The sequence below is a fragment of the Roseovarius sp. THAF27 genome (assembly GCF_009363655.1).
Lineage (GTDB): Bacteria > Pseudomonadota > Alphaproteobacteria > Rhodobacterales > Rhodobacteraceae > Roseovarius.
This window is the reverse complement of sequence record NZ_CP045393.1, coordinates 3,584,082-3,601,090: the sequence shown is the minus strand read 5'-3', so window position 1 is coordinate 3,601,090 and position 17,009 is coordinate 3,584,082. Positions and strand designations below refer to the sequence as shown.

Genomic DNA, 17,009 nt, shown 5'->3' with positions numbered 1-17,009 from the left:
CTATTCGACGGTCACGGTCGTCACGGCCTCGATCGGGGTGCCGTTCGTGGCAAGGTGGCCGTGATCGTTGGCATTCAGCGTCACGCGGATTTCGTGCGTTCCCCTGGGGAGCGCGTCAAGCTGGACCCAGGGGCTGTAGGCGCGGGGCTGTTTCACGCCGTTGATGTAGACATGGGCGTGGCCGTGGCCGGGACGGTGGTCGCCGTTCACGCCTTCGGGGTCGAAGGTGAAGTTCGTGGTGACGATGTGCAGGTTGCGGCTTTGCGGGCCGTCGGGATGGATTTCGATGGCCAGCGTCGGCGCGGGGTCGCCGGCCTCGATCATCTGGTGATCGTGCATCGCCTGGCCCTCGCCGTGGTCATGGGCGGAATGGTCATGGGCCATCCCGTCGGACATCGCCGCCTTGGACATGGCGGGGCGGTCGATCACCGTGGCGGTGACCAGGGCCCCCAGGCCGGTGCCGGCGGCGAGACCGGCCAAGAGCAAGGCAATCGGGTTGGACATTGCGCGGCGTTCCGGGACAACGGCGTGAAGATTTCTGCAGCATATGGGCTTGGCGCGTGCGCTGCAATATCGTGGGCCAGGACAGGGCGGTAGCGCAAGTCTGAGCCATGAGAACGCAATATCTTGTGGATAAGTGGCGTGTCCGCGCCATATGCAGGGGTTTTGCGTTGACAGGGGCCAAGGTCCTGCGCTTGCATATCCTCCCAAGGCCGGAATCACGTCCAAAATCCAGACCGGCCCGAGCAGAGGGACACGCACCGTGCAGTTCACCAAGCTGAGATTGACCGGGTTCAAGAGCTTCGTCGACCCCACCGACCTTTTTATCCAAGACGGTCTGACCGGGGTGGTTGGGCCGAACGGATGCGGCAAGTCGAACCTGCTGGAGGCGTTGCGCTGGGTGATGGGCGAGAACCGCCCGACCTCGATGCGGGGCTCGGGTATGGAGGACGTGATCTTTGCCGGGGCGGCGACGCGGCCGGCGCGCAACTTTGCCGAGGTGAGCATTCATCTGGACAATTCCGACCGGCTGGCGCCGGCGGGGTTCAACGACGCCGATCACCTGGAGATCATTCGGCGGATCACGCGGGATGTGGGCAGCGCCTACAAGGTGAACGGCAAGGACGTGCGGGCGCGGGACGTGCAGATGCTGTTTGCCGATGCCTCGACGGGTGCGCACTCTCCGGCGCTGGTGCGGCAGGGGCAGATCTCGGAGCTGATCAACGCCAAGCCCACGGCGCGGCGGCGAATCCTGGAGGAGGCGGCGGGGATTTCCGGGCTTTATCAGCGGCGGCACGAGGCGGAGCTGAAGCTGAAGGGGGCCGAGAGCAACCTTGCGCGGGTCGATGACGTGATCGAGCAATTGGCGACGCAACTGGCGCAGCTGGCACGGCAGGCGAAGCAGGCGGCGCGGTACCGGCAGATCGGCGAGGAATTGCGGCAGGCCGAGGGGCTGTTGTTGTACCGGCGCTGGAAGGAAGCGGACCTGGCGCGGGCCAATGCGCAGAAGGAACTGACCGAGCGGACGAGCGATGCGGCCCGGGCCGAGGCGGCGGCGCGCGAGGCGGCAAGGCTGCGGGCGCGGGCCGACGAGGCGCTGCCGCCGCTGCGCGAGGAAGCGGCGATTGCGGCGGCGGTGTTGCAGCGGTTGCAAGTGAGCCGGGACACGCTGGCCGAGCAGGAGGCTGCCGCCAGGGACCGGATCGAGACGCTGCAATCGCGGATCGAGCAGTTGGCCCGCGACATGGAGCGCGAGGAGAGCCTGAACCGCGACGCGGGCGAGACGATCGAGCGGCTGGAATGGGAAGCGCAGGAACTGGCCAAGGCCTCGGACGGGCATGAGGGCAAGCTGGATGCGGCGAGCGGTGAGGCGGCGGATGCCAGCCAGGTGTTGCAGGCGCGGGAGACCGAGCTGTCGGAACTGACCGAGGATGTTGCGCGGCTGGCCGCGCGGCACCAGTCGGCGCAGCGGCTGGTCGAGGACAGCCGCAAGACCCGCGACCGGGCGGACGCCGAGGCGGCGCGGGCCAAGGACGCGGTGGAAGCGGCGCAATACACAGTGAGCCGTGCAGGCGAGGAATTCGAGGCCGCCGAGAAAGCCGAGAAAGAGGCGACCGAGGCGGCGCAGGCGGCGGAGGTCGCGCTGACTGAAGCCGACGAGGCGCGGGCCGATGCGCAGGGGCGCGAGGCCGACGCCCGGGCCGGACGCTCGGAAGCCGAGGGCGAGGTGAGCGCCCTGTCGGCGGAAGTGTCGGCGTTGGCGCGCCTGCTGGAGCGGGACACCGCCGAGGGCGGACAGATCCTTGACGCGGTGCAGGTGGCGGCGGGATATGAAAAGGCGCTGGGCGCGGCTTTGGCAGACGACCTGCGCGCGCCGGAGGTGGAGGCGGACGGGCCCTCGGGCTGGGTTGCGCTGGACGGGTATGCTCAGGCGCAGACCTTGCCCGAGGGTGTCGTGGCGCTGGGCACGCATGTGAACGTACCGGGTGTGCTGGCGCGGCGGATGGCGCAGATCGGGCTGGTGGATTCGGATGACGGGCCACGGTTGCAGGCGCTTCTGAAACCGGGGCAGCGGCTGGTCAGCGTCGAGGGTGACCTGTGGCGCTGGGACGGGTACCGCGCCTGGGCCGAGGATGCGCCGTCGGCCGCCGCGCTGCGGCTGGAACAGCTGAACCGGCTGGAGGAGTTGAAGCAGCAGCTGTCGCATGCCACGGCGCGGGCCGAGGGCGCGCAGAGAGCGCACGAGACGCTTAAGGCCCGGCTGGTGGAGTTGACCGAGGCGGACAAGGCCGCGCGCGAGGCACGCCGCGCTGCCGATGGCAAGGTCGCCGAGGCGAACCGGGCGCTGAGCCGGGCCGAGGCGGAGCGGAGCCTGGCGGGGTCCAAGTTGGAAAGCCTCGGTCTGGCGGTGAAGCGCCACGAGGAGGAGGCGCTGGCCGCGCGCAAGACGCTCGCCGAGGCGGAGAAGGCGATGGGCGACCTGGGTGATCTGGATACCGCGCGCGCCGAGGTGGAAGACGTCAAGATGACGGTCGAGGCGGCGCGGATGACGATGATGTCCAAACGCTCGGCCCATGACGAGCTGCGCCGCGAGGGCGAGGCACGGCTGAAGCGCAGCCAGGAAGTGACCAAGGAATTGTCCGGCTGGCGGCACCGGCTGGAGACGGCGAAGACGCGCAGCGCGGAGCTTGCCGAGCGCAAGGAGGCGAGCGAAGCGGAGCTGGCCGAGGCCGGGGCGAAGCCCGGCGAACTGGCGGCGAAGCGCGAGGCGTTGAATGCGGACATTTCGAAGGCCGAGGCGCGGCGGGCCGAGGCGGCTGACACGCTGTCGAACGCCGAAGGCGTCGCGCGTGAGGCTGTGGCCAACGAGCGCGACGCCGAGCGCCTGGCCGGCGAGGCGCGCGAGGCGCGGGCGCGGTCCGAGGCGCGCGCGGACGCCGCGCGCGAGACCCAGGCACAGGCGGCGGGACGGATCGAGGAGGAACTGGACTGTTCGCCCGAGGACCTGCTGGAGACGTTGCAGGCCGATCCCGAGACCATGCCCGCCTCGGAAGCCATCGAGGCCGATGTAAACCGCCTGAAACGCCAGCGCGATGCGCTGGGCGCGGTGAACCTGCGGGCCGAGGAAGACGCGCGGGAAGTCCAAGAAGAGCACGACACGCTGGTCAACGAAAAGTCCGATCTTGAGGAAGCGATCCGCACCCTTCGCAATGGTATCGCGTCGCTGAACCGCGAAGGGCGCGAACGGCTGCTGACGGCGTTCGAGCAGGTGAATTCGAATTTCTCGATGCTGTTCAAGCACCTTTTCGGCGGCGGCGAGGCGAACCTGGTGATGGTCGAGAGCGACGACCCGCTGGAGGCAGGGCTGGAGATCATGTGCCAGCCGCCGGGCAAGAAGCTGGCGACGCTGAGCCTGCTGTCGGGGGGCGAGCAGACGCTGACCGCGCTGGCGCTGATCTTTGCGGTGTTCCTGGCCAACCCGGCGCCGATCTGCGTGCTGGACGAGGTGGACGCGCCCCTGGACGACGCGAATGTGGGCCGGTTCTGCGACCTTCTGGACGAGATGTGCCGCCGGACCGAGACGCGGTTTTTGATCATCACGCACCACGCGGTGACGATGAGCCGGATGGACCGCCTGTTCGGGGTGACGATGGGCGAGCAGGGGGTGAGCCAGCTTGTTTCGGTCGACCTGAAGAAGGCCGAGCAGATGGTGGCGTGAGCCGCCTGTCCTTTTCCCTGAATTTTAGCCTTTTCTTCATCCCTTAAGTGTCCCTAGGCTCCACTGCAATCCATTGCAGTGAGAGGAGGTGGTAGGGCTGGATGAAAAGACATTCAGGAAATGGATGGTCGTTTTGGCGGCGGGAACGTTGACCGTTGCGATCGTCCGACTTTGGATAGGGCTTTGAAGTCCTGACAAAGAAAGACCCCGCGAAGCTGCAACTTCGCGGGGTCACGTCTTCAGTGATAGACTGGAAGACATTCAGATATGTGCACTATGATGCGCTTTTCTTGCCAAAAAGTAAAGCCGAGCGCGCGACCTTGGTTAACGCCTCAGGGCAGCGGCCCGGTTTGCCAGAGGGTGATGCGCAGGCCGCCATGTGCGACGGGTGGGCCGGGTTGGGTAAAAGGCAGGCCGGTGGCGTTGGCGAGGCTGGCATCGGTGGTCACGAGGCCAACGCGCCAGCCGGAAAACCGCTCCGCGAGGGTCTTGCCGAGCGCGCCGTAGAGGCCGAAAAGCTGTTTGCGCTCGCCGATGCGGGTGCCGTAGGGCGGGTTCACCATGATCAGGCCGGGCGGGCCGTCCGGGCGTTTCAGATCGCTGAAGGCGTGGTGCGAGATCGTGATGAGGTCGCCGAGGCCGGCGGTCTCTGCGTTGGAGCGCGCGCCGGTGACGGCACCGGCGTCACGGTCGCTGCCGTGGAAGCGGAGGCTGGTTTCGGTGTCGGGTTGGTCAGCCGCCAGATCCTTCCATGCGCCTGCATCGAAATTGGCGAAGCGCTCGAATGCGAAACTCCGGTCGCGGCCCGGGGTGCGGCCGAGCGCGATCTCGGCAGCCTCCAGCAGGAAAGTGCCGGAGCCGCACATCGGGTCGAGCACGGGCTCGGTGCCGGTATAGCCGCATTGGCGCAGGAACAGGGCGGCAAGGGTTTCGCGCATGGGGGCCTTGCCGACGAAAGGTTTCTGGCCGCGGCGGTGGAGCGGCGCGCCCGAGGTGTCGAGGCTGAGCAGGCACTGGTTGTCTTCGATCCTGAGCTGGACGCGGACGGGATCGTCGCCTTCCAGGGGCGCGCCGGTGACGTGGTGGATGGCGCGGGCGACGCGTTCGGCGGCGGCGCCCTGGTGGTAGATTTTGGATTTCCGGGTTGTCGCCTCGACCGTGATCGGCACGTCGGGGCGCAAGAGGCCCGCCCAATCCACCTCGCGCGTGAGAGATTCAAGCTGGTCGAGATGCATCGCCTGGAAGCGGGCGACGCGGGCCAGGACGCGGCCCGCGCCGCGCAGCGCGAGGTTGGCGCGCCAGACGTCCGGCCAGTGACCGCGAAAGCGGACACCGCCGGGCATTGCCTTGGGCTTGGCGAACCCCGCCGCCTGTGCCTCGTCCTTCAACGCGAGTTCGAGGCCGGGCGGGGCGGTGAGAAAGATTTCGAAAGCGCGGCGTGGCGTCATAGGGCGTTCAGAAGCGCGGGCGTGGGCCACGCGTCGGCGGGCATCCCGAGTTCCTGCTGGACGTCCTGCACGGCGGCGCGGGTGCCGGAGCCGAGGATGCCGTCGATCTTGCCCACGTCATAGCCACGCGCGGCGAGCTTTTCCTGAAGTTGTTTCATTTGCGCGCCGGAAAGGCCCGGATCGGGATTGCCCGCGTCGAACACCGGCGCGCCTTCCAGACGGTTGGCGAAATAAGCTGCGGTCAGGACGTAAACGTAGCTTTGGTTCCATTCGAAATAGACGTTGAAATTGGGGTGCGCGAGAAAAGCCGGACCTTTGCGCCCTTCGGGCAGAAGAATATTCGCGGGCAGGTCGCCACGGATCTGGCCGTGGCGCGGGGTGACGCCCATCGCCGCCCATTCGGAGGCGGGCAGGGTGGTGCGCAGACCCGTCTTGGACCAGTCGAGGGTGTCGGGCACATCGACTTCCTGCAGCCAGGGCTCGCCCGCGCGCCAGCCCAGATGTTGCAGCATCTTGCCGCCCGACATCAGCGCGTCGGGCGCAGAGGTCTTGAGATCGACGTGACCGTCGCCGTCGCCATCGACGCCGTTGTCGATGATGTCCTGCGGCAGCATCTGGACCATGCCGATTTCACCAGCCCAGGCGCCGGTGGTGCGCGCGGGGTCGAAATCGCCCATCTGGTAGAGGTCGAGGGCGGCAAAGACCTGCGGGCGGAAAAGCTCGGGCCGGCGGCAGTCATGCGACAGGGTGACGAGCGCGTTGAGCGTGTTGTAGTCGCCCTGGAAGCCGCCGAAATCGGTTTCGAAGGCCCAGAAGGCCAGGAGCACCCCGCGTGGCACGCCGTATTCGGCCTCGATGCGCTCGAACACGGCATCGTATTGCTGTGACTTGGCAAGGCCGGTGTTGAGGCGGCCCGAGCTGATCAGGCGGCGGGCGAATTCGGTGAAGGGTTTCTGAAAGACGCCCTGGCGGCGGTCGGCATGAAGGACGCTCTGATCCTGGCGCACGGAGGCGAAGAAGCTGTTCACCCGGTCCGGTGCGTGGCCGCGGGAAATCGCCTCTTGTCGGAGCGCGTCGACGAAGCCGGAAAAGGAGCCGCCGCAGCTTTGACCATAGGCGGTCGTGGCGGTGCAGAGCGACAAGGCAAGGGCGAGGCAGCGGATCATCAGTACTTCCTTTTTTGGGTGACAGTGCAGCAGCCGGCCGGTCAAGGCCAGTCCGGAAAACCTGTATTCGGCCGGTGTGTTATTCAATATCGCCTGACCCGAGCGCACGCGGCGGGCGGAGCGTTTCATCGAGTTGTACCGTCAGAGCACGACAGGCGGTGAGAGGCAGGCGCGTGGGGCCGCACGGGTGTCCGATCGGCCAGAATTAACCATTGATTAACCTTTTGTCCCGAAGACTCCGATCATTCTAAGCGCGAACACAAGTACCGAAGAAGATCAGAAGGTGAAAAAGCGACCATCGCGTGTGCTGATCGTGGAAAGCGATGCAGCACTTGGCCGGGTGTGGCAGCGCCACCTGGAGCGTCATGGCATCTGGGTGCGGCTGGAGCATGACCAGCAGGGCGCATTGGACGCGCTTGGCGCGATGCGCTGCGACCTGATCATCCTGGACATTATCCTGACACGCAGCAGCGCCTTTGCCATCGCCGATGCGGCGGAGCGGCGGTTTCCCGGAGTGCCGATCCTGTTCGTGTCGAAAACGTCGTTCTTCTCGGACGGATCGGTGTTCGGGCTGTGCGCGAACGCGCGGGCCTTCGTGAGCGCCGATACGCCGCCCGACGACCTGACCGCGATGGTGGAGCATTACGCGCGCTCGGGCTGAGGCGTGGTGTCGGGGGCGGCAAGCCGGGTCTCGATCCTGGAGGTCTGTTCCAGGGTCCGGTGGACCGGGCACTTGTCCGCGATTTCCAGGAGACGCTGACGCTGATCGTCGCCGAGCGCGCCCCTGAGGCGGATCGTGCGGATGAAGCTGTCGATCTTGGCCGGGCTGGTGCCGTCGGCATCCTGGGCATGGACCTTGTCGTGGGTGACGTCCACCGACACGTGATCGAGCGGCCAGCCTTTGCGGCGGGCATACATTCGTATGGTCATCGACGTGCAGGCCCCCAGCCCGGAGGCAAGAAAGCCGTAGGGACTCATGCCGCGGTCGGTGCCGCCATAGGCCTCGGGCTCGTCGGCGCGGACGTGGTGATGCGGCCCGGCGTGGATGTCCTGAAGAAAGCCGTCGGGATCGACCTCGCACACCCGCACGACGCCTTCGGGCGCGCCGGGGGGTGGCGCGGGGCGCTTGAGATCGAGATAGCGCTGCGCCCACGCGGCGATGACGCCGGCGGCGTATTCGGCATCGCCGGGGTCGGTGACCAGGTGGTCGGCGCTGTCGAGGGTGACGAAGCTTTTTGGATGCTTCGCGGCCTTGAAAATTTCGGTGGCGTTGTCGATGCCGACGGTGTCGTCGCGCGGAGCGTGCAGCACCAGGAGCGCGCGCTTGAGGCCGGAGATCTTCGGCGCGAGGTTCTCTGCGCGAACATCCTCGACAAATTTCTGGCCGATTCGAATGGGGTAGCCGCCCAGTGTGACCTCTGCCGAGCCGTCGGCGGCGATCTGGTCGAGCGCGCCGTCGAAGTTGTGCGTGACGTGGCCCGGATCGAAGGGCGCGGCGATGGTCGCCACGGCGCGGGCACTGTCGATGCGCGAGGCGGCGGCCAGCACGGCGGCCCCGCCGAGGGAGTGGCCGACCAGCAGACTGGGGGGCATGTCGCGGGCGGCCAGCGCGTCGGCGGCGCGCAGGAGATCCTCGACATTCGAGGTGAAGGAGGTGTTTTCGAACTCGCCCCCGGAATGGCCCAGCCCGGTGAAATCGAAGCGCAGCACGGCGATGCCCGCGCCCGCCAGCCGCGCGGAGATGCGGCGCGCGGCGGGAATGTCCTTGGAACAGGTGAAGCAATGCGCAAAGAGCGCGGTCGCCAGGTGCGGCCCCTTTGGCAAGTCGAGCCGTGCGGCAAGCTCGTGCCCGTCATGGCCCGTGAAAGTGAAGCGTTCGGTCGGCATGGGTGATCCTTTCGGTTGCCCTCAAAATGGCGGTTCCGGGCGGATGCGTAAGGTGTGTTTCAGGCCCGTCTCGGGAATGTGAGGCCGTGATGTTGCACAGGGTCGCCTTGGGTCGGACCACCCCCCATGCGTTGTTGCCCGACACCGCCGGGCTGTGCCATGGTGGCGGTATATTTGCAAAGTGATAGATGCAGGCATGTCCAGCAACTCCCTTATCGCCAAGTCGGTTATCCTGGTCTCCGCCCTTGTGGGCGGCGTTGTCGGGGTGTTCGAACTGGGTGATCGGTTCATGACGTCGAAACCGTCCGGGGACGTGGTGGTGACCAAGTCGGCGGCAAGCGGATCGTCCGACCCGGCGGAGCGTGGGGCCGACGGGGCGGAGGGCCCGGACGACGCGACCGCCGCGCTGTCAGAGACCGTCACAGAGGCCGATGGAACCGCAGGCACGGCGCTGGAGCGCGAGGTGGCGCAAAGGGTCTCGGAGCATCTGACGCGGATGGAGTGCCGGAACGTCACGGTGGGCCGGGTGTCTGCGACGGCGACGACCGTGCCGGAAGAGGAGACCAGCCACGGGTTCGAGGGGCACTTGCTGGACGGGGCCGTGACCCTGACAGGCAAGAGCGGCCCCGAGCGGATCCGGTTGGCGGGTTCGGGCAAGGGGCCGACGGGTGCGGTGAGTGCCGTGGACATGGCCCTGCGCGGGTTCGGGGATCATCTGAAGTTGACGGAAATTTTCGAAGAGAATTGCAGAGGGGACTGAGAATGCGGTGGACAAATCTTGTGGCGGCCTGCGGTTTCATGGCGCTGGCCGGGGGCGTCAATGCCGCCTCTTCGGTGGATGAGAGCCTTGAGGAGATCGCGGGTCAGATCGTGGAGCGGACCCGCACCGACGGAACGGCCACCATCGGGATTTCGACGTTCACCCACAGCGACGGCACGTGTTCGGACCTGTCGAATTATATCAGCGAGTTCATCGTGGACAGCCTGTTCAACGCGGGCGCGGGCACGATAGACATCATCGAACGGTCGCAACTGAGCGCCATTTTCCGCGAGATGGAGCTGGTCTTTGACGGCACGATCGCGCCGGATGCCGCCAAGCGGCTGGGCGAGATCGAGGGGGTCGATGCGCTGGTCACGGGATCGCTGATCCAGTTCGGCGAACAGGTGAAGGTGCAGGCGCGGATGATCAGCACGCAGGATGGACGGCTGTTCGCCACCGCGCGGTCGGAATTTCCCAGCGTGGGCAGCGTCGCGCAGATGATGGCGACGCGCAGCCGGGGCGCCTGCGGCTTTGCCGAGGCGGCGGGCGGCGGTGAGGACACGCCGACGACACAGGTCGTGGTGGTCGAAGGGGGCGGCGGACAGGCCACTGCAACGCAGGCCGGGGCGCTGGTCGAACCGTCCCGCCGCTATGCCGCGGATGTCTACGATGCCGAGGTCTCGACCCTGATCTATTCGAAATCGGCGGGCGACGCGACCTTTGCCATGCGGTTCAAGAACACCTCGGAGAACACGATTGCGCTGGCGTACATGCCGGAGTCCCTGTCTGTCGCGGACGGGCAGGGCGGGTTCATGGAATACAAGGGCAACTGGTCGGGCCTGCGCAGTTGTTATAGCGAGAACTACCTTCATTATTGCAATTCGAGCGACCCGAAATATGCCACCGTGCTGCCGCCGGGGAAGGCCGCGCAGCTGAATTTCCAGATGACGGGCGACAAGGATGTCGATGACCCGCGCTTCACGCTGGCGCTGGAACTGGTGGTGACGCCGAACGTGGAGGACAAGGAGGCCTACGCGGTTCAGTCGCTGGGGTTCTACGACATGCCGCCGGACAGCTGAGCGCGATCAGGCAAGACCCATCAAGGCCGCATCGAAGGGATACTTGGTCAGGTTCTCGTAGCCCGTGTCGGTGATCAGCACCTGGTCCTCGAGCTTGATCGAGAAATCGCCGCCGACCTCGCCCACCAGCGCCTCGACGCAGAGGGTCATGCCGGGTTCCAGCGGGTAGTCGAACGAGCCGGGCACGGCCTGGTCGGGGTACGCGACGAGGGGCCATTCGTCGCAAAGGCCGACGCCGTGCATCAGGCAGCCGTATTTCTGGGCCTGGTAGCGGTCGTCGAGCACATGGGTGCCGGCGCTGAGTTCGGGGATGGTGACGCCGGGTTTGAGCATTTCCATGTTGGTCATGATGTGCTCGTGCGCGTGCTGCATGGCATAGATCATGTCGGGGCGCGGTTTGGCGTCGCCGATCCACCAGCTGCGCGAGATGTCGACGCAGATGCCGTAGCTGCCGACAAGGTCGGTGTCGAAAGAGATGATCTCGTTGGCTTGGGTGATGCGTGGGCCGCATTCCTGGAACCACGGGTTGGAGCGCGGGCCGGAGGCAAGCAGGCGGGTTTCGATCCATTCGCCGCCGCGGCGGATGTTTTCGGCGTGCAGGATGGCCCAGATATCGTCTTCGCTGGTCTGGCCCAGCGGCACGTTCTGCCGTGCGAAACGCTCCATTTCGGCGACGGCGGTCTCGCAGGCGTGCGAGGCGCAGCGCATGGCGAGGATCTCGTCGGGGCCTTTGACGGCGCGGCACTTTTCCGTCAGTTCCTCACCTTCCATGATCTGCAAGCCCTGCGTTTCCAAAGCGCGGAGGCCGTGGAGCATGATCTTGTCCACCGCGAGGCGCGTGTTGCCGGGGGCGTGTTCGGCCAAAAGCACGCGCACCTCGTTCGAGAAGGTGTCGGCGGCCACGTCCACCTTGTCGCCCCGGTCGAAATAGAAGAGGTCCGCGCCGGAGCGTTGTTCGCGCACCAGCGGGTTGAAGGTGCTGAGGAAGGGCGAGTTCTTGTAATCCCACATCACCATGTAGCCGTCGGCGCAGACGAGCAGCGCGCGGAACGGGTTGTGGGTGTTCCAGAGCTGCATGTTGGTTGAATCGGTGGCGTAACGGATGTTGAGCGGGTCGAAGACCAGCAGCCCGGCATAGTCGCGGTCCTGGATGAAGCGGGTCAGGCGCTCCCAGCGGTAGCGGCGCATGGCTTGCAGGTCCGGCAGTTGGAGGCCGGCGGCCTCCCATTCACGGAAGGCCCGTTGGGTTGGGCCGATCTCGATCCGGTCGGCGTCATTGGGAGTGTTGTCGCCCAGTACGGGCCCGCGAGAGGGGTCGATCTTGCGCGTGTCGCGGAAATGGATGTTCATGGTGGGGCGCTCCTGGCTTCTTGCCAGATTGGGTGCCCGAAGCCCGCCTTGCGCGACGGAATGCGACATCGCGAATGTCGGAACTGCGACGGCGCGCGTCACAAAGGTTTTGCGAAACCGTCACGGTCCTTTTGGACAAGCGGCGATATTCCCGAGCGATGAAAACACGACATGGGAGATCGAGAATGATCCGTTTCACATTCGCCGCGGTGCCTTTCGCCATTGCCGGGCTGGCCGCACCGCTGGCCGCCGAAGAGGTCGGCTACGGGCCGCGCCCGGCCTACCTGATCGACCGGATGGAAGAGGGGCCGCTGAAGAACAAGCTGGCCTCGTGCATGGGGCAGACGCCGGCGCCGTCGGATTTCTCGATCGGACACCGGGGCGCGCCGCTGCTCTTTCCGGAACATACGGTGGAGTCCAACAAGGCCGCCGCGCGGATGGGTGCGGGCATTCTGGAATGCGACGTGACCTTTACCAAGGATCACGAGCTGGTCTGCCGTCACGCGCAGAACGATTTGCACACGACGACCGATATCCTGGCCTCGGACCTGGCGGGGACCTGCGTGACGCCGTTCAGCCCCGCCGAGGGCGAGACGGAGGCCACGGCGGAGTGCCGGACCTCGGAGATCACGCTGGCCGAGTTCCGCACGTTGACCGGCAAGATGGACGCGGCGAACACGTCGGCAACGACGGTCGAGGAGTACATGGACGGCACCGCCAATTGGCGCACGGACCTATACGCGGTCGAGGGCGGGACGTTGATGACCCATGCCGAGTCGATCGAGCTCTTCCGGGACCTGGGCGCTAAGTTCACGCCCGAGCTGAAGAGCCCGGCGGTGGAGATGCCGCATGACGGGTTCAGCCAGGAAGACTATGCGCAGAAGATGATCGACGAGTACAAGGCGGCGGGCGTGCCGGCCTCGGACGTGTGGGTGCAGAGTTTCAACCTCGACGATGTGCTCTACTGGATCGAGAACGAGCCGGAGTTCGGCGCGCAGGCGGTGTACCTGGACGGCCGGTACGACGTGGAGGGGTTCGATTACATGGACCCGGCGACGCTTGAGCCGTCGATGCAGGAGCTGGCCGACCAGGGCGTGAACTATATCGCGCCGCCGATGTGGATGCTGGTGACGCTGGAGGGCGACGAGATCGTGCCGTCGCCCTATGCCACGGCGGCCAGCGAGGCCGGGCTGAACATCATCACCTGGACGCTGGAACGCTCTGGCCCGCTGACTGGTGGTGGCGGCTGGTATTTCCAGTCGGTGGCGGACACGATCGACACCGATGCGGATTATTTCACCATGCTGCACGCGCTGCATGACAAGGTCGGCGTGGTCGGCGTGTTCAGCGACTGGCCCGCGACGGTGACCTATTACGCCAATTGCATGGGGCTGGACTGAGAATAACAAAATCCGCCCGGTGCCTGTGCGTCGGGCGGATTTATATTGAGTATTTTGGGAACGATGAAAGGCGCGGTCAGGCGCTGCGCACCGTGTCGATCATCAGTTGCACGTTGTCGGGATCGGCGTCGGGCGTGATGCCGTGCCCGAGGTTGAAGATGTGCGGGCCGCCGCGGAACGCCTCGACCACGGCCTTGGTTTCGCGCACCAGGGCGTCGCCGCCGGTGACCATGTGCGAGGAGGCGAGGTTGCCTTGCACGCAGCCGTCTTTCTGGACATGTTCGGCGGCCCATTCGGGGCTGACGGAGTTGTCGATGGCGACGCAATCGGCGCCGGTTTTTGCGTGGAAGCCGATATAGCCGTCGCCGGCTTCGCGCGGGAAGGCGATGACGGGAATGCCGGGGTGTTTCTCCTTGAGCGCCGAGATGATGCGCTTGGTCGGCGCGACGGCGAAATCCTCAAAATCCTGACCCTTGAGGGAGCCGGCCCAGCTGTCGAAGACCTTGACCGCCTCGGCGCCGGCGTCGATCTGGGCTGAGAGGTAGTGGATGGTTGCTTCGGTGATGCGTTCCATCAGCGCCTCGAAGAGCGGGCGGTTCTCGGACTTGAGCGCGTGTGCGGGGCCCTGATCGGGCGTGCCGCGACCGGCGATCATGTAGGTGGCGACGGTCCAGGGGGCGCCGGCAAAGCCGATGAGCGTGGTCTCGGACGGCAGGGCGCCGGAGAGGTTGCGGACGGTCTGGTAGATCGGGTTGAGCGTCTCGTGCACCTCGTCGGCCGGGCCGAGCTTGTCGAAATCGGCCTGCTGGGTGATGGTCGACAGGCGCGGACCCTCGCCGGTGACGAACCACAGGTCGGCGCCGAGGGCCTGTGGGACCAACAGGATATCGGCGAAAAGGATTGCCCCGTCAAAGCCGTAGCGGCGGATCGGTTGTAGCGTGACCTCGGTGGCGAGGTCCGGATTGTAGCACAGCGACAGGAAATCCCCGGCCTTTTCGCGCGTGGCGCGATACTCGGGCAGATACCGCCCGGCCTGGCGCATCATCCAGATCGGCGGTGTCGCCTGCATCTCGCCGGCGAGGGCCTTGAGGATGGTTTTCTGTGACGCCATGTCCGGTCTCCCTTTTGCTGGTTTGGTCCTCTTTGAGCCTTGGAAAGTCAACCAAAACTTGTCAGCCCAGATTTACACGTCTAGACCGTCTGCATGACAGTGACCATGCCCACCCCCGCCGCGCCGCTGAAGATCGGGACACGAGGATCGCCGCTTGCCCTGGCGCAGGCGAACGAGACGCGCGACCGTCTGGCCGACGCCTTTGACCTGCCGCACGAGGCGTTCCAGATAGTGGTCATCAAGACCACGGGCGACCGGGTGATCGACCGGCCTTTGAAGGAGATCGGCGGCAAGGGGCTGTTCACGCGCGAGATCGAGGAGGCGATGCTGTCGGGCGAGATCGACATCGCCGTGCACTCGATGAAGGACATGCCGGTGTTGCAGCCCGAGGGGCTGATGCTGGACACCTATCTGCCGCGCGAGGACGTGCGCGATGCATTCGTGTCACCGCGCTACGAGGGGCTGGCCGGGCTGCCCGAGGGCGCCAAGGTGGGCACGTCGAGCCTGCGGCGCAAGGCGCAGGTGCTGGTGAAATTTCCGCACCTTCAGGTGGTGGAGTTTCGCGGTAACGTGCAGACAAGATTGAAGAAACTGGATGACGGCGTGGCCGAATGCACGTTCCTGGCGATGGCCGGGCTGAACCGACTGGGACAGCCCGAGGTGGCGGTGGGTGCGGTGGACACGGACGACATGCTGCCCGCTGTGGCGCAGGGGGCCATCGGGATTGAGCGGCGGGCAGATGACAGCCGCGCGGCCGAGATGCTGGCGGCGATCCATGACGTCGAGACGGGCAAGCGGCTGGCCGCGGAGCGCAGCTTTCTTGCGACTTTGGACGGGTCCTGCGAGACGCCGATTGCCGGGCTGGCGGAGTTGCAGGGCGACACGATCCGGCTGCGCGGCGAGGTGCTGCGGCCTGATGGCAGCGAGAGCCTCAGCGACGAAGGCGAGGCGCCGGTCGAGGACGGGGCCAAGCTGGGCGACGCGCTGGCGCGCGGGTTGCTGGAGCGCGCGGGGCCGGGATTTTTCGACTGGCGGGAATAGCAGGTAGGTTGACGAGTTTCCTGTCCAGTGGGGGCGGGTTATTGGGTTGCGCGCGATGAACAAGAGAACGATCGAGATTTTTTCCGTCATCGGGGCGATTGCGGCGGTGATCGGCGTCGCGGTGGCGGTCTACTTCGGGTATCGTTCGTTGTCGCAACCGGGGATCGAGGTTCAGGGCATTTCCGAGCTGGTGGACGAGGCGCGCAAGGGCAACGAGATCAGCGGCGATATTCTGGACGCGGTGGCGGCCAAGGACCCGATAGAGGCGCTGTCGCGGCGCGGCTATGACTGGACACGAATGGATTTCTTCCGTGCGCTGCGGATGCAGGACGAAACTTCGGTCGCGCTCTACTGCGATGCCGGTCCGGTGAACGTGTTCGATGGTGACCTTGGCCTGCTTTGGACCACCAAGGATATCCCGCCGGCCCGGATTGCGACGCTTGGCGATTGCGCCGCTTTCGACAGCCGGTCGGTGTGCGGGAACGACGATTACCTGACGGCGTCGGCACGTGAATTCGATTGGGACGCGTATGTCGAACTTTGCGGCGCCGCGCCCGCGGAGGTGCTGCGGCAGCATGTGGCCGCGTGACTTGAGGCCGAGGCCAGCGAGGCACGGGACTATTGCGCGGATTTCAACGGCGCGTCCGACAGCATGAAAGACGCACTGTCCCGGAATTTCATGCTGCATTGGACGCGGTACAAGACCTGGCACAGGTTTGGCGGGGCGCATTCGGCGGTGGAGTTCTGTGACGGGGTCGCGCGCCTCGCCAAGTGAGGTGACGGCGGTGGGGCGCGTGGGTTCTCACCCCACAGAGGTGGGTTCTCACCCACCCTACGTGCAGGATTGACGGAACCCGGGGCGCGGGGCATCGTCGATGGATGCGGATCGAGGACAAGACCGACACCACCCTGACCCTGGTGGATGACCAGAAGGACAAGACGCTGGGGCTGACGCTGGCCGGGACACTCGTGGCGGGCACGTGTCTTTTCATGGCGTGGGAAGGGTTTCCCGAATTGCTGTTGCCGGGAGCGGTGCTGATCGTCGTGATGGTGGTCTACTGGAAGCGCAGCAGGATGCGGTCGGAGATGGTGTTCGACCGGACGGCGGACCGGGTGACGCTGCGCGTGACGGACCGCAAGGGGGCCGAGGAATGGGAGTGGCGGTTGAGTGACGTCGAAACCGCCGTGATCGGTACGGTGGGCGCCCAGGGCACGGATAGCGGGATCGACCGGCCGCATTTGCGCCTGACGGATGGGACCTATGTGCCGATGCGACCCTATCACGCGGCGGGCAGCCAGAGCTGGCACGCGGTGGCGGCGGTGAAGCTGTTCCTGGGGCAGAAGCTGGAAGATGCGCCGGTGGGGTGGTTGCCGCCCGAAGCGTTCGACCGGCATTTCGCGGAAGAGATGGCGCGGCTTTACCGGAAGTGACGGGTGCGCACGCGTGGGGTTTCATTCACCATGGGTGGGTTGTCATCCACCAAAGGTGGGTTGTCACCCACCCTACGGGGTGTCGGGCCACGGTAATGCGCGCGCGGGATCAATGCG

The 17,009-nt window shown here is 66.1% G+C and carries 15 protein-coding genes; 9 read left to right on the top strand and 6 right to left on the bottom strand.

Translation table 11 applies throughout. The features are described 5' to 3' along the window. On the bottom strand, positions 1-504 hold the full coding sequence (locus tag FIU89_RS17845) for a hypothetical protein (protein WP_152493838.1): 504 nt from the start codon (positions 502-504) through the stop codon (positions 1-3). A gap of 259 nt (positions 505-763) precedes the next feature. On the opposite strand from FIU89_RS17845, the gene smc reads away from it, so the two are divergent. Then, the gene (gene smc, locus FIU89_RS17840; RefSeq protein ID WP_152493837.1) at positions 764-4,219 is read left to right on the top strand and encodes a chromosome segregation protein SMC; all 3,456 of its coding nucleotides are present in this window, start codon (positions 764-766) and stop codon (positions 4,217-4,219) included. A gap of 332 nt (positions 4,220-4,551) precedes the next feature. On the opposite strand, the gene FIU89_RS17835 is transcribed toward smc, so the two are convergent. Then, positions 4,552-5,667, bottom strand: coding sequence for a class I SAM-dependent RNA methyltransferase (locus FIU89_RS17835; RefSeq protein WP_152493836.1), 1,116 nt, complete (start codon positions 5,665-5,667; stop codon positions 4,552-4,554). Beyond that, positions 5,664-6,833 carry a lytic murein transglycosylase gene (locus tag FIU89_RS17830; RefSeq protein WP_152493835.1) on the bottom strand — a complete coding sequence of 390 codons (1,170 nt, stop codon included), beginning with the start codon at positions 6,831-6,833 and terminating at the stop codon, positions 5,664-5,666. The genes FIU89_RS17835 and FIU89_RS17830 overlap by 4 nt, the downstream gene beginning before the upstream one ends. 283 nt (positions 6,834-7,116) lie before the next feature. On the opposite strand from FIU89_RS17830, the gene FIU89_RS17825 reads away from it, so the two are divergent. Then, entirely contained in the window at positions 7,117-7,494 is a 378-nt protein-coding gene (locus FIU89_RS17825) for a response regulator (protein ID WP_152493834.1), read from the top strand. On the opposite strand, the gene FIU89_RS17820 is transcribed toward FIU89_RS17825, so the two are convergent. After that, positions 7,476-8,720, bottom strand: coding sequence for a bifunctional alpha/beta hydrolase/OsmC family protein (locus FIU89_RS17820; RefSeq protein ID WP_152493833.1), 1,245 nt, complete (start codon positions 8,718-8,720; stop codon positions 7,476-7,478). The genes FIU89_RS17825 and FIU89_RS17820 overlap by 19 nt on opposite strands. 196 nt (positions 8,721-8,916) lie before the next feature. On the opposite strand from FIU89_RS17820, the gene FIU89_RS17815 reads away from it, so the two are divergent. Beyond that, positions 8,917-9,480, top strand: a complete 564-nt coding sequence (locus FIU89_RS17815) for a hypothetical protein (protein WP_152493832.1) — start codon at positions 8,917-8,919, stop codon at positions 9,478-9,480. Positions 9,481-9,482: 2 nt separating this feature from the next. Further along, the gene (locus tag FIU89_RS17810; RefSeq protein WP_152493831.1) at positions 9,483-10,559 is read left to right on the top strand and encodes a FlgO family outer membrane protein; all 1,077 of its coding nucleotides are present in this window, start codon (positions 9,483-9,485) and stop codon (positions 10,557-10,559) included. Between the two features lie 6 nt (positions 10,560-10,565). Here the strand turns inward: FIU89_RS17810 and dddP are convergent, their stop codons facing one another. Next, positions 10,566-11,909, bottom strand: a complete 1,344-nt coding sequence (gene dddP, locus FIU89_RS17805; RefSeq protein ID WP_152493830.1) for a dimethylsulfonioproprionate lyase DddP — start codon at positions 11,907-11,909, stop codon at positions 10,566-10,568. A 185-nt stretch (positions 11,910-12,094) separates the two neighbouring features. On the opposite strand from dddP, the gene FIU89_RS17800 reads away from it, so the two are divergent. Next, complete coding sequence (locus FIU89_RS17800; protein ID WP_152493829.1) at positions 12,095-13,309, top strand: glycerophosphodiester phosphodiesterase family protein; 1,215 nt, start codon at positions 12,095-12,097, stop codon at positions 13,307-13,309. Positions 13,310-13,385: 76 nt separating this feature from the next. On the opposite strand, the gene hemE is transcribed toward FIU89_RS17800, so the two are convergent. Then, on the bottom strand, positions 13,386-14,420 hold the full coding sequence (gene hemE / locus FIU89_RS17795) for a uroporphyrinogen decarboxylase (RefSeq protein WP_152493828.1): 1,035 nt from the start codon (positions 14,418-14,420) through the stop codon (positions 13,386-13,388). Between the two features lie 93 nt (positions 14,421-14,513). On the opposite strand from hemE, the gene hemC reads away from it, so the two are divergent. The 4 genes from hemC to FIU89_RS17780 all read left to right on the top strand — a co-directional run bounded on the left by hemC (position 14,514) and on the right by FIU89_RS17780 (position 16,892). After that, on the top strand, positions 14,514-15,461 hold the full coding sequence (gene hemC, locus FIU89_RS17790; protein ID WP_152493827.1) for a hydroxymethylbilane synthase: 948 nt from the start codon (positions 14,514-14,516) through the stop codon (positions 15,459-15,461). Between the two features lie 55 nt (positions 15,462-15,516). Next, positions 15,517-16,050, top strand: coding sequence for a hypothetical protein (locus tag FIU89_RS17785; RefSeq protein ID WP_152493826.1), 534 nt, complete (start codon positions 15,517-15,519; stop codon positions 16,048-16,050). A 63-nt stretch (positions 16,051-16,113) separates the two neighbouring features. Continuing rightward, positions 16,114-16,236, top strand: a complete 123-nt coding sequence (locus FIU89_RS22870) for a hypothetical protein (RefSeq protein WP_302848998.1) — start codon at positions 16,114-16,116, stop codon at positions 16,234-16,236. Positions 16,237-16,340: 104 nt separating this feature from the next. Beyond that, complete coding sequence (locus FIU89_RS17780; protein WP_152493825.1) at positions 16,341-16,892, top strand: hypothetical protein; 552 nt, start codon at positions 16,341-16,343, stop codon at positions 16,890-16,892. The last annotated feature ends 117 nt before the right edge of the window (positions 16,893-17,009 follow it).

Excerpts from the sequence above, each read along its gene's own strand:
- FIU89_RS17830 (WP_152493835.1), bottom strand. The coding sequence starts at position 6,833 with ATGATCCGCTGCCTCGCCCTTGCCTTGTCGCTCTGCACCGCCACGACC.
- dddP (WP_152493830.1), bottom strand. The coding sequence starts at position 11,909 with ATGAACATCCATTTCCGCGACACGCGCAAGATCGACCCCTCTCGCGGG.
- FIU89_RS17835 (WP_152493836.1), bottom strand. The coding sequence starts at position 5,667 with ATGACGCCACGCCGCGCTTTCGAAATCTTTCTCACCGCCCCGCCCGGC.
- FIU89_RS17815 (WP_152493832.1), top strand. The coding sequence starts at position 8,917 with ATGTCCAGCAACTCCCTTATCGCCAAGTCGGTTATCCTGGTCTCCGCC.
- hemE (WP_152493828.1), bottom strand. The coding sequence starts at position 14,420 with ATGGCGTCACAGAAAACCATCCTCAAGGCCCTCGCCGGCGAGATGCAG.
- FIU89_RS17845 (WP_152493838.1), bottom strand. The coding sequence starts at position 504 with ATGTCCAACCCGATTGCCTTGCTCTTGGCCGGTCTCGCCGCCGGCACC.
- hemC (WP_152493827.1), top strand. The coding sequence starts at position 14,514 with ATGACAGTGACCATGCCCACCCCCGCCGCGCCGCTGAAGATCGGGACA.
- FIU89_RS17820 (WP_152493833.1), bottom strand. The coding sequence starts at position 8,720 with ATGCCGACCGAACGCTTCACTTTCACGGGCCATGACGGGCACGAGCTT.
- FIU89_RS17785 (WP_152493826.1), top strand. The coding sequence starts at position 15,517 with ATGAACAAGAGAACGATCGAGATTTTTTCCGTCATCGGGGCGATTGCG.
- FIU89_RS17810 (WP_152493831.1), top strand. The coding sequence starts at position 9,483 with ATGCGGTGGACAAATCTTGTGGCGGCCTGCGGTTTCATGGCGCTGGCC.
- FIU89_RS22870 (WP_302848998.1), top strand. The coding sequence starts at position 16,114 with ATGAAAGACGCACTGTCCCGGAATTTCATGCTGCATTGGACGCGGTAC.
- FIU89_RS17800 (WP_152493829.1), top strand. The coding sequence starts at position 12,095 with ATGATCCGTTTCACATTCGCCGCGGTGCCTTTCGCCATTGCCGGGCTG.
- FIU89_RS17780 (WP_152493825.1), top strand. The coding sequence starts at position 16,341 with ATGCGGATCGAGGACAAGACCGACACCACCCTGACCCTGGTGGATGAC.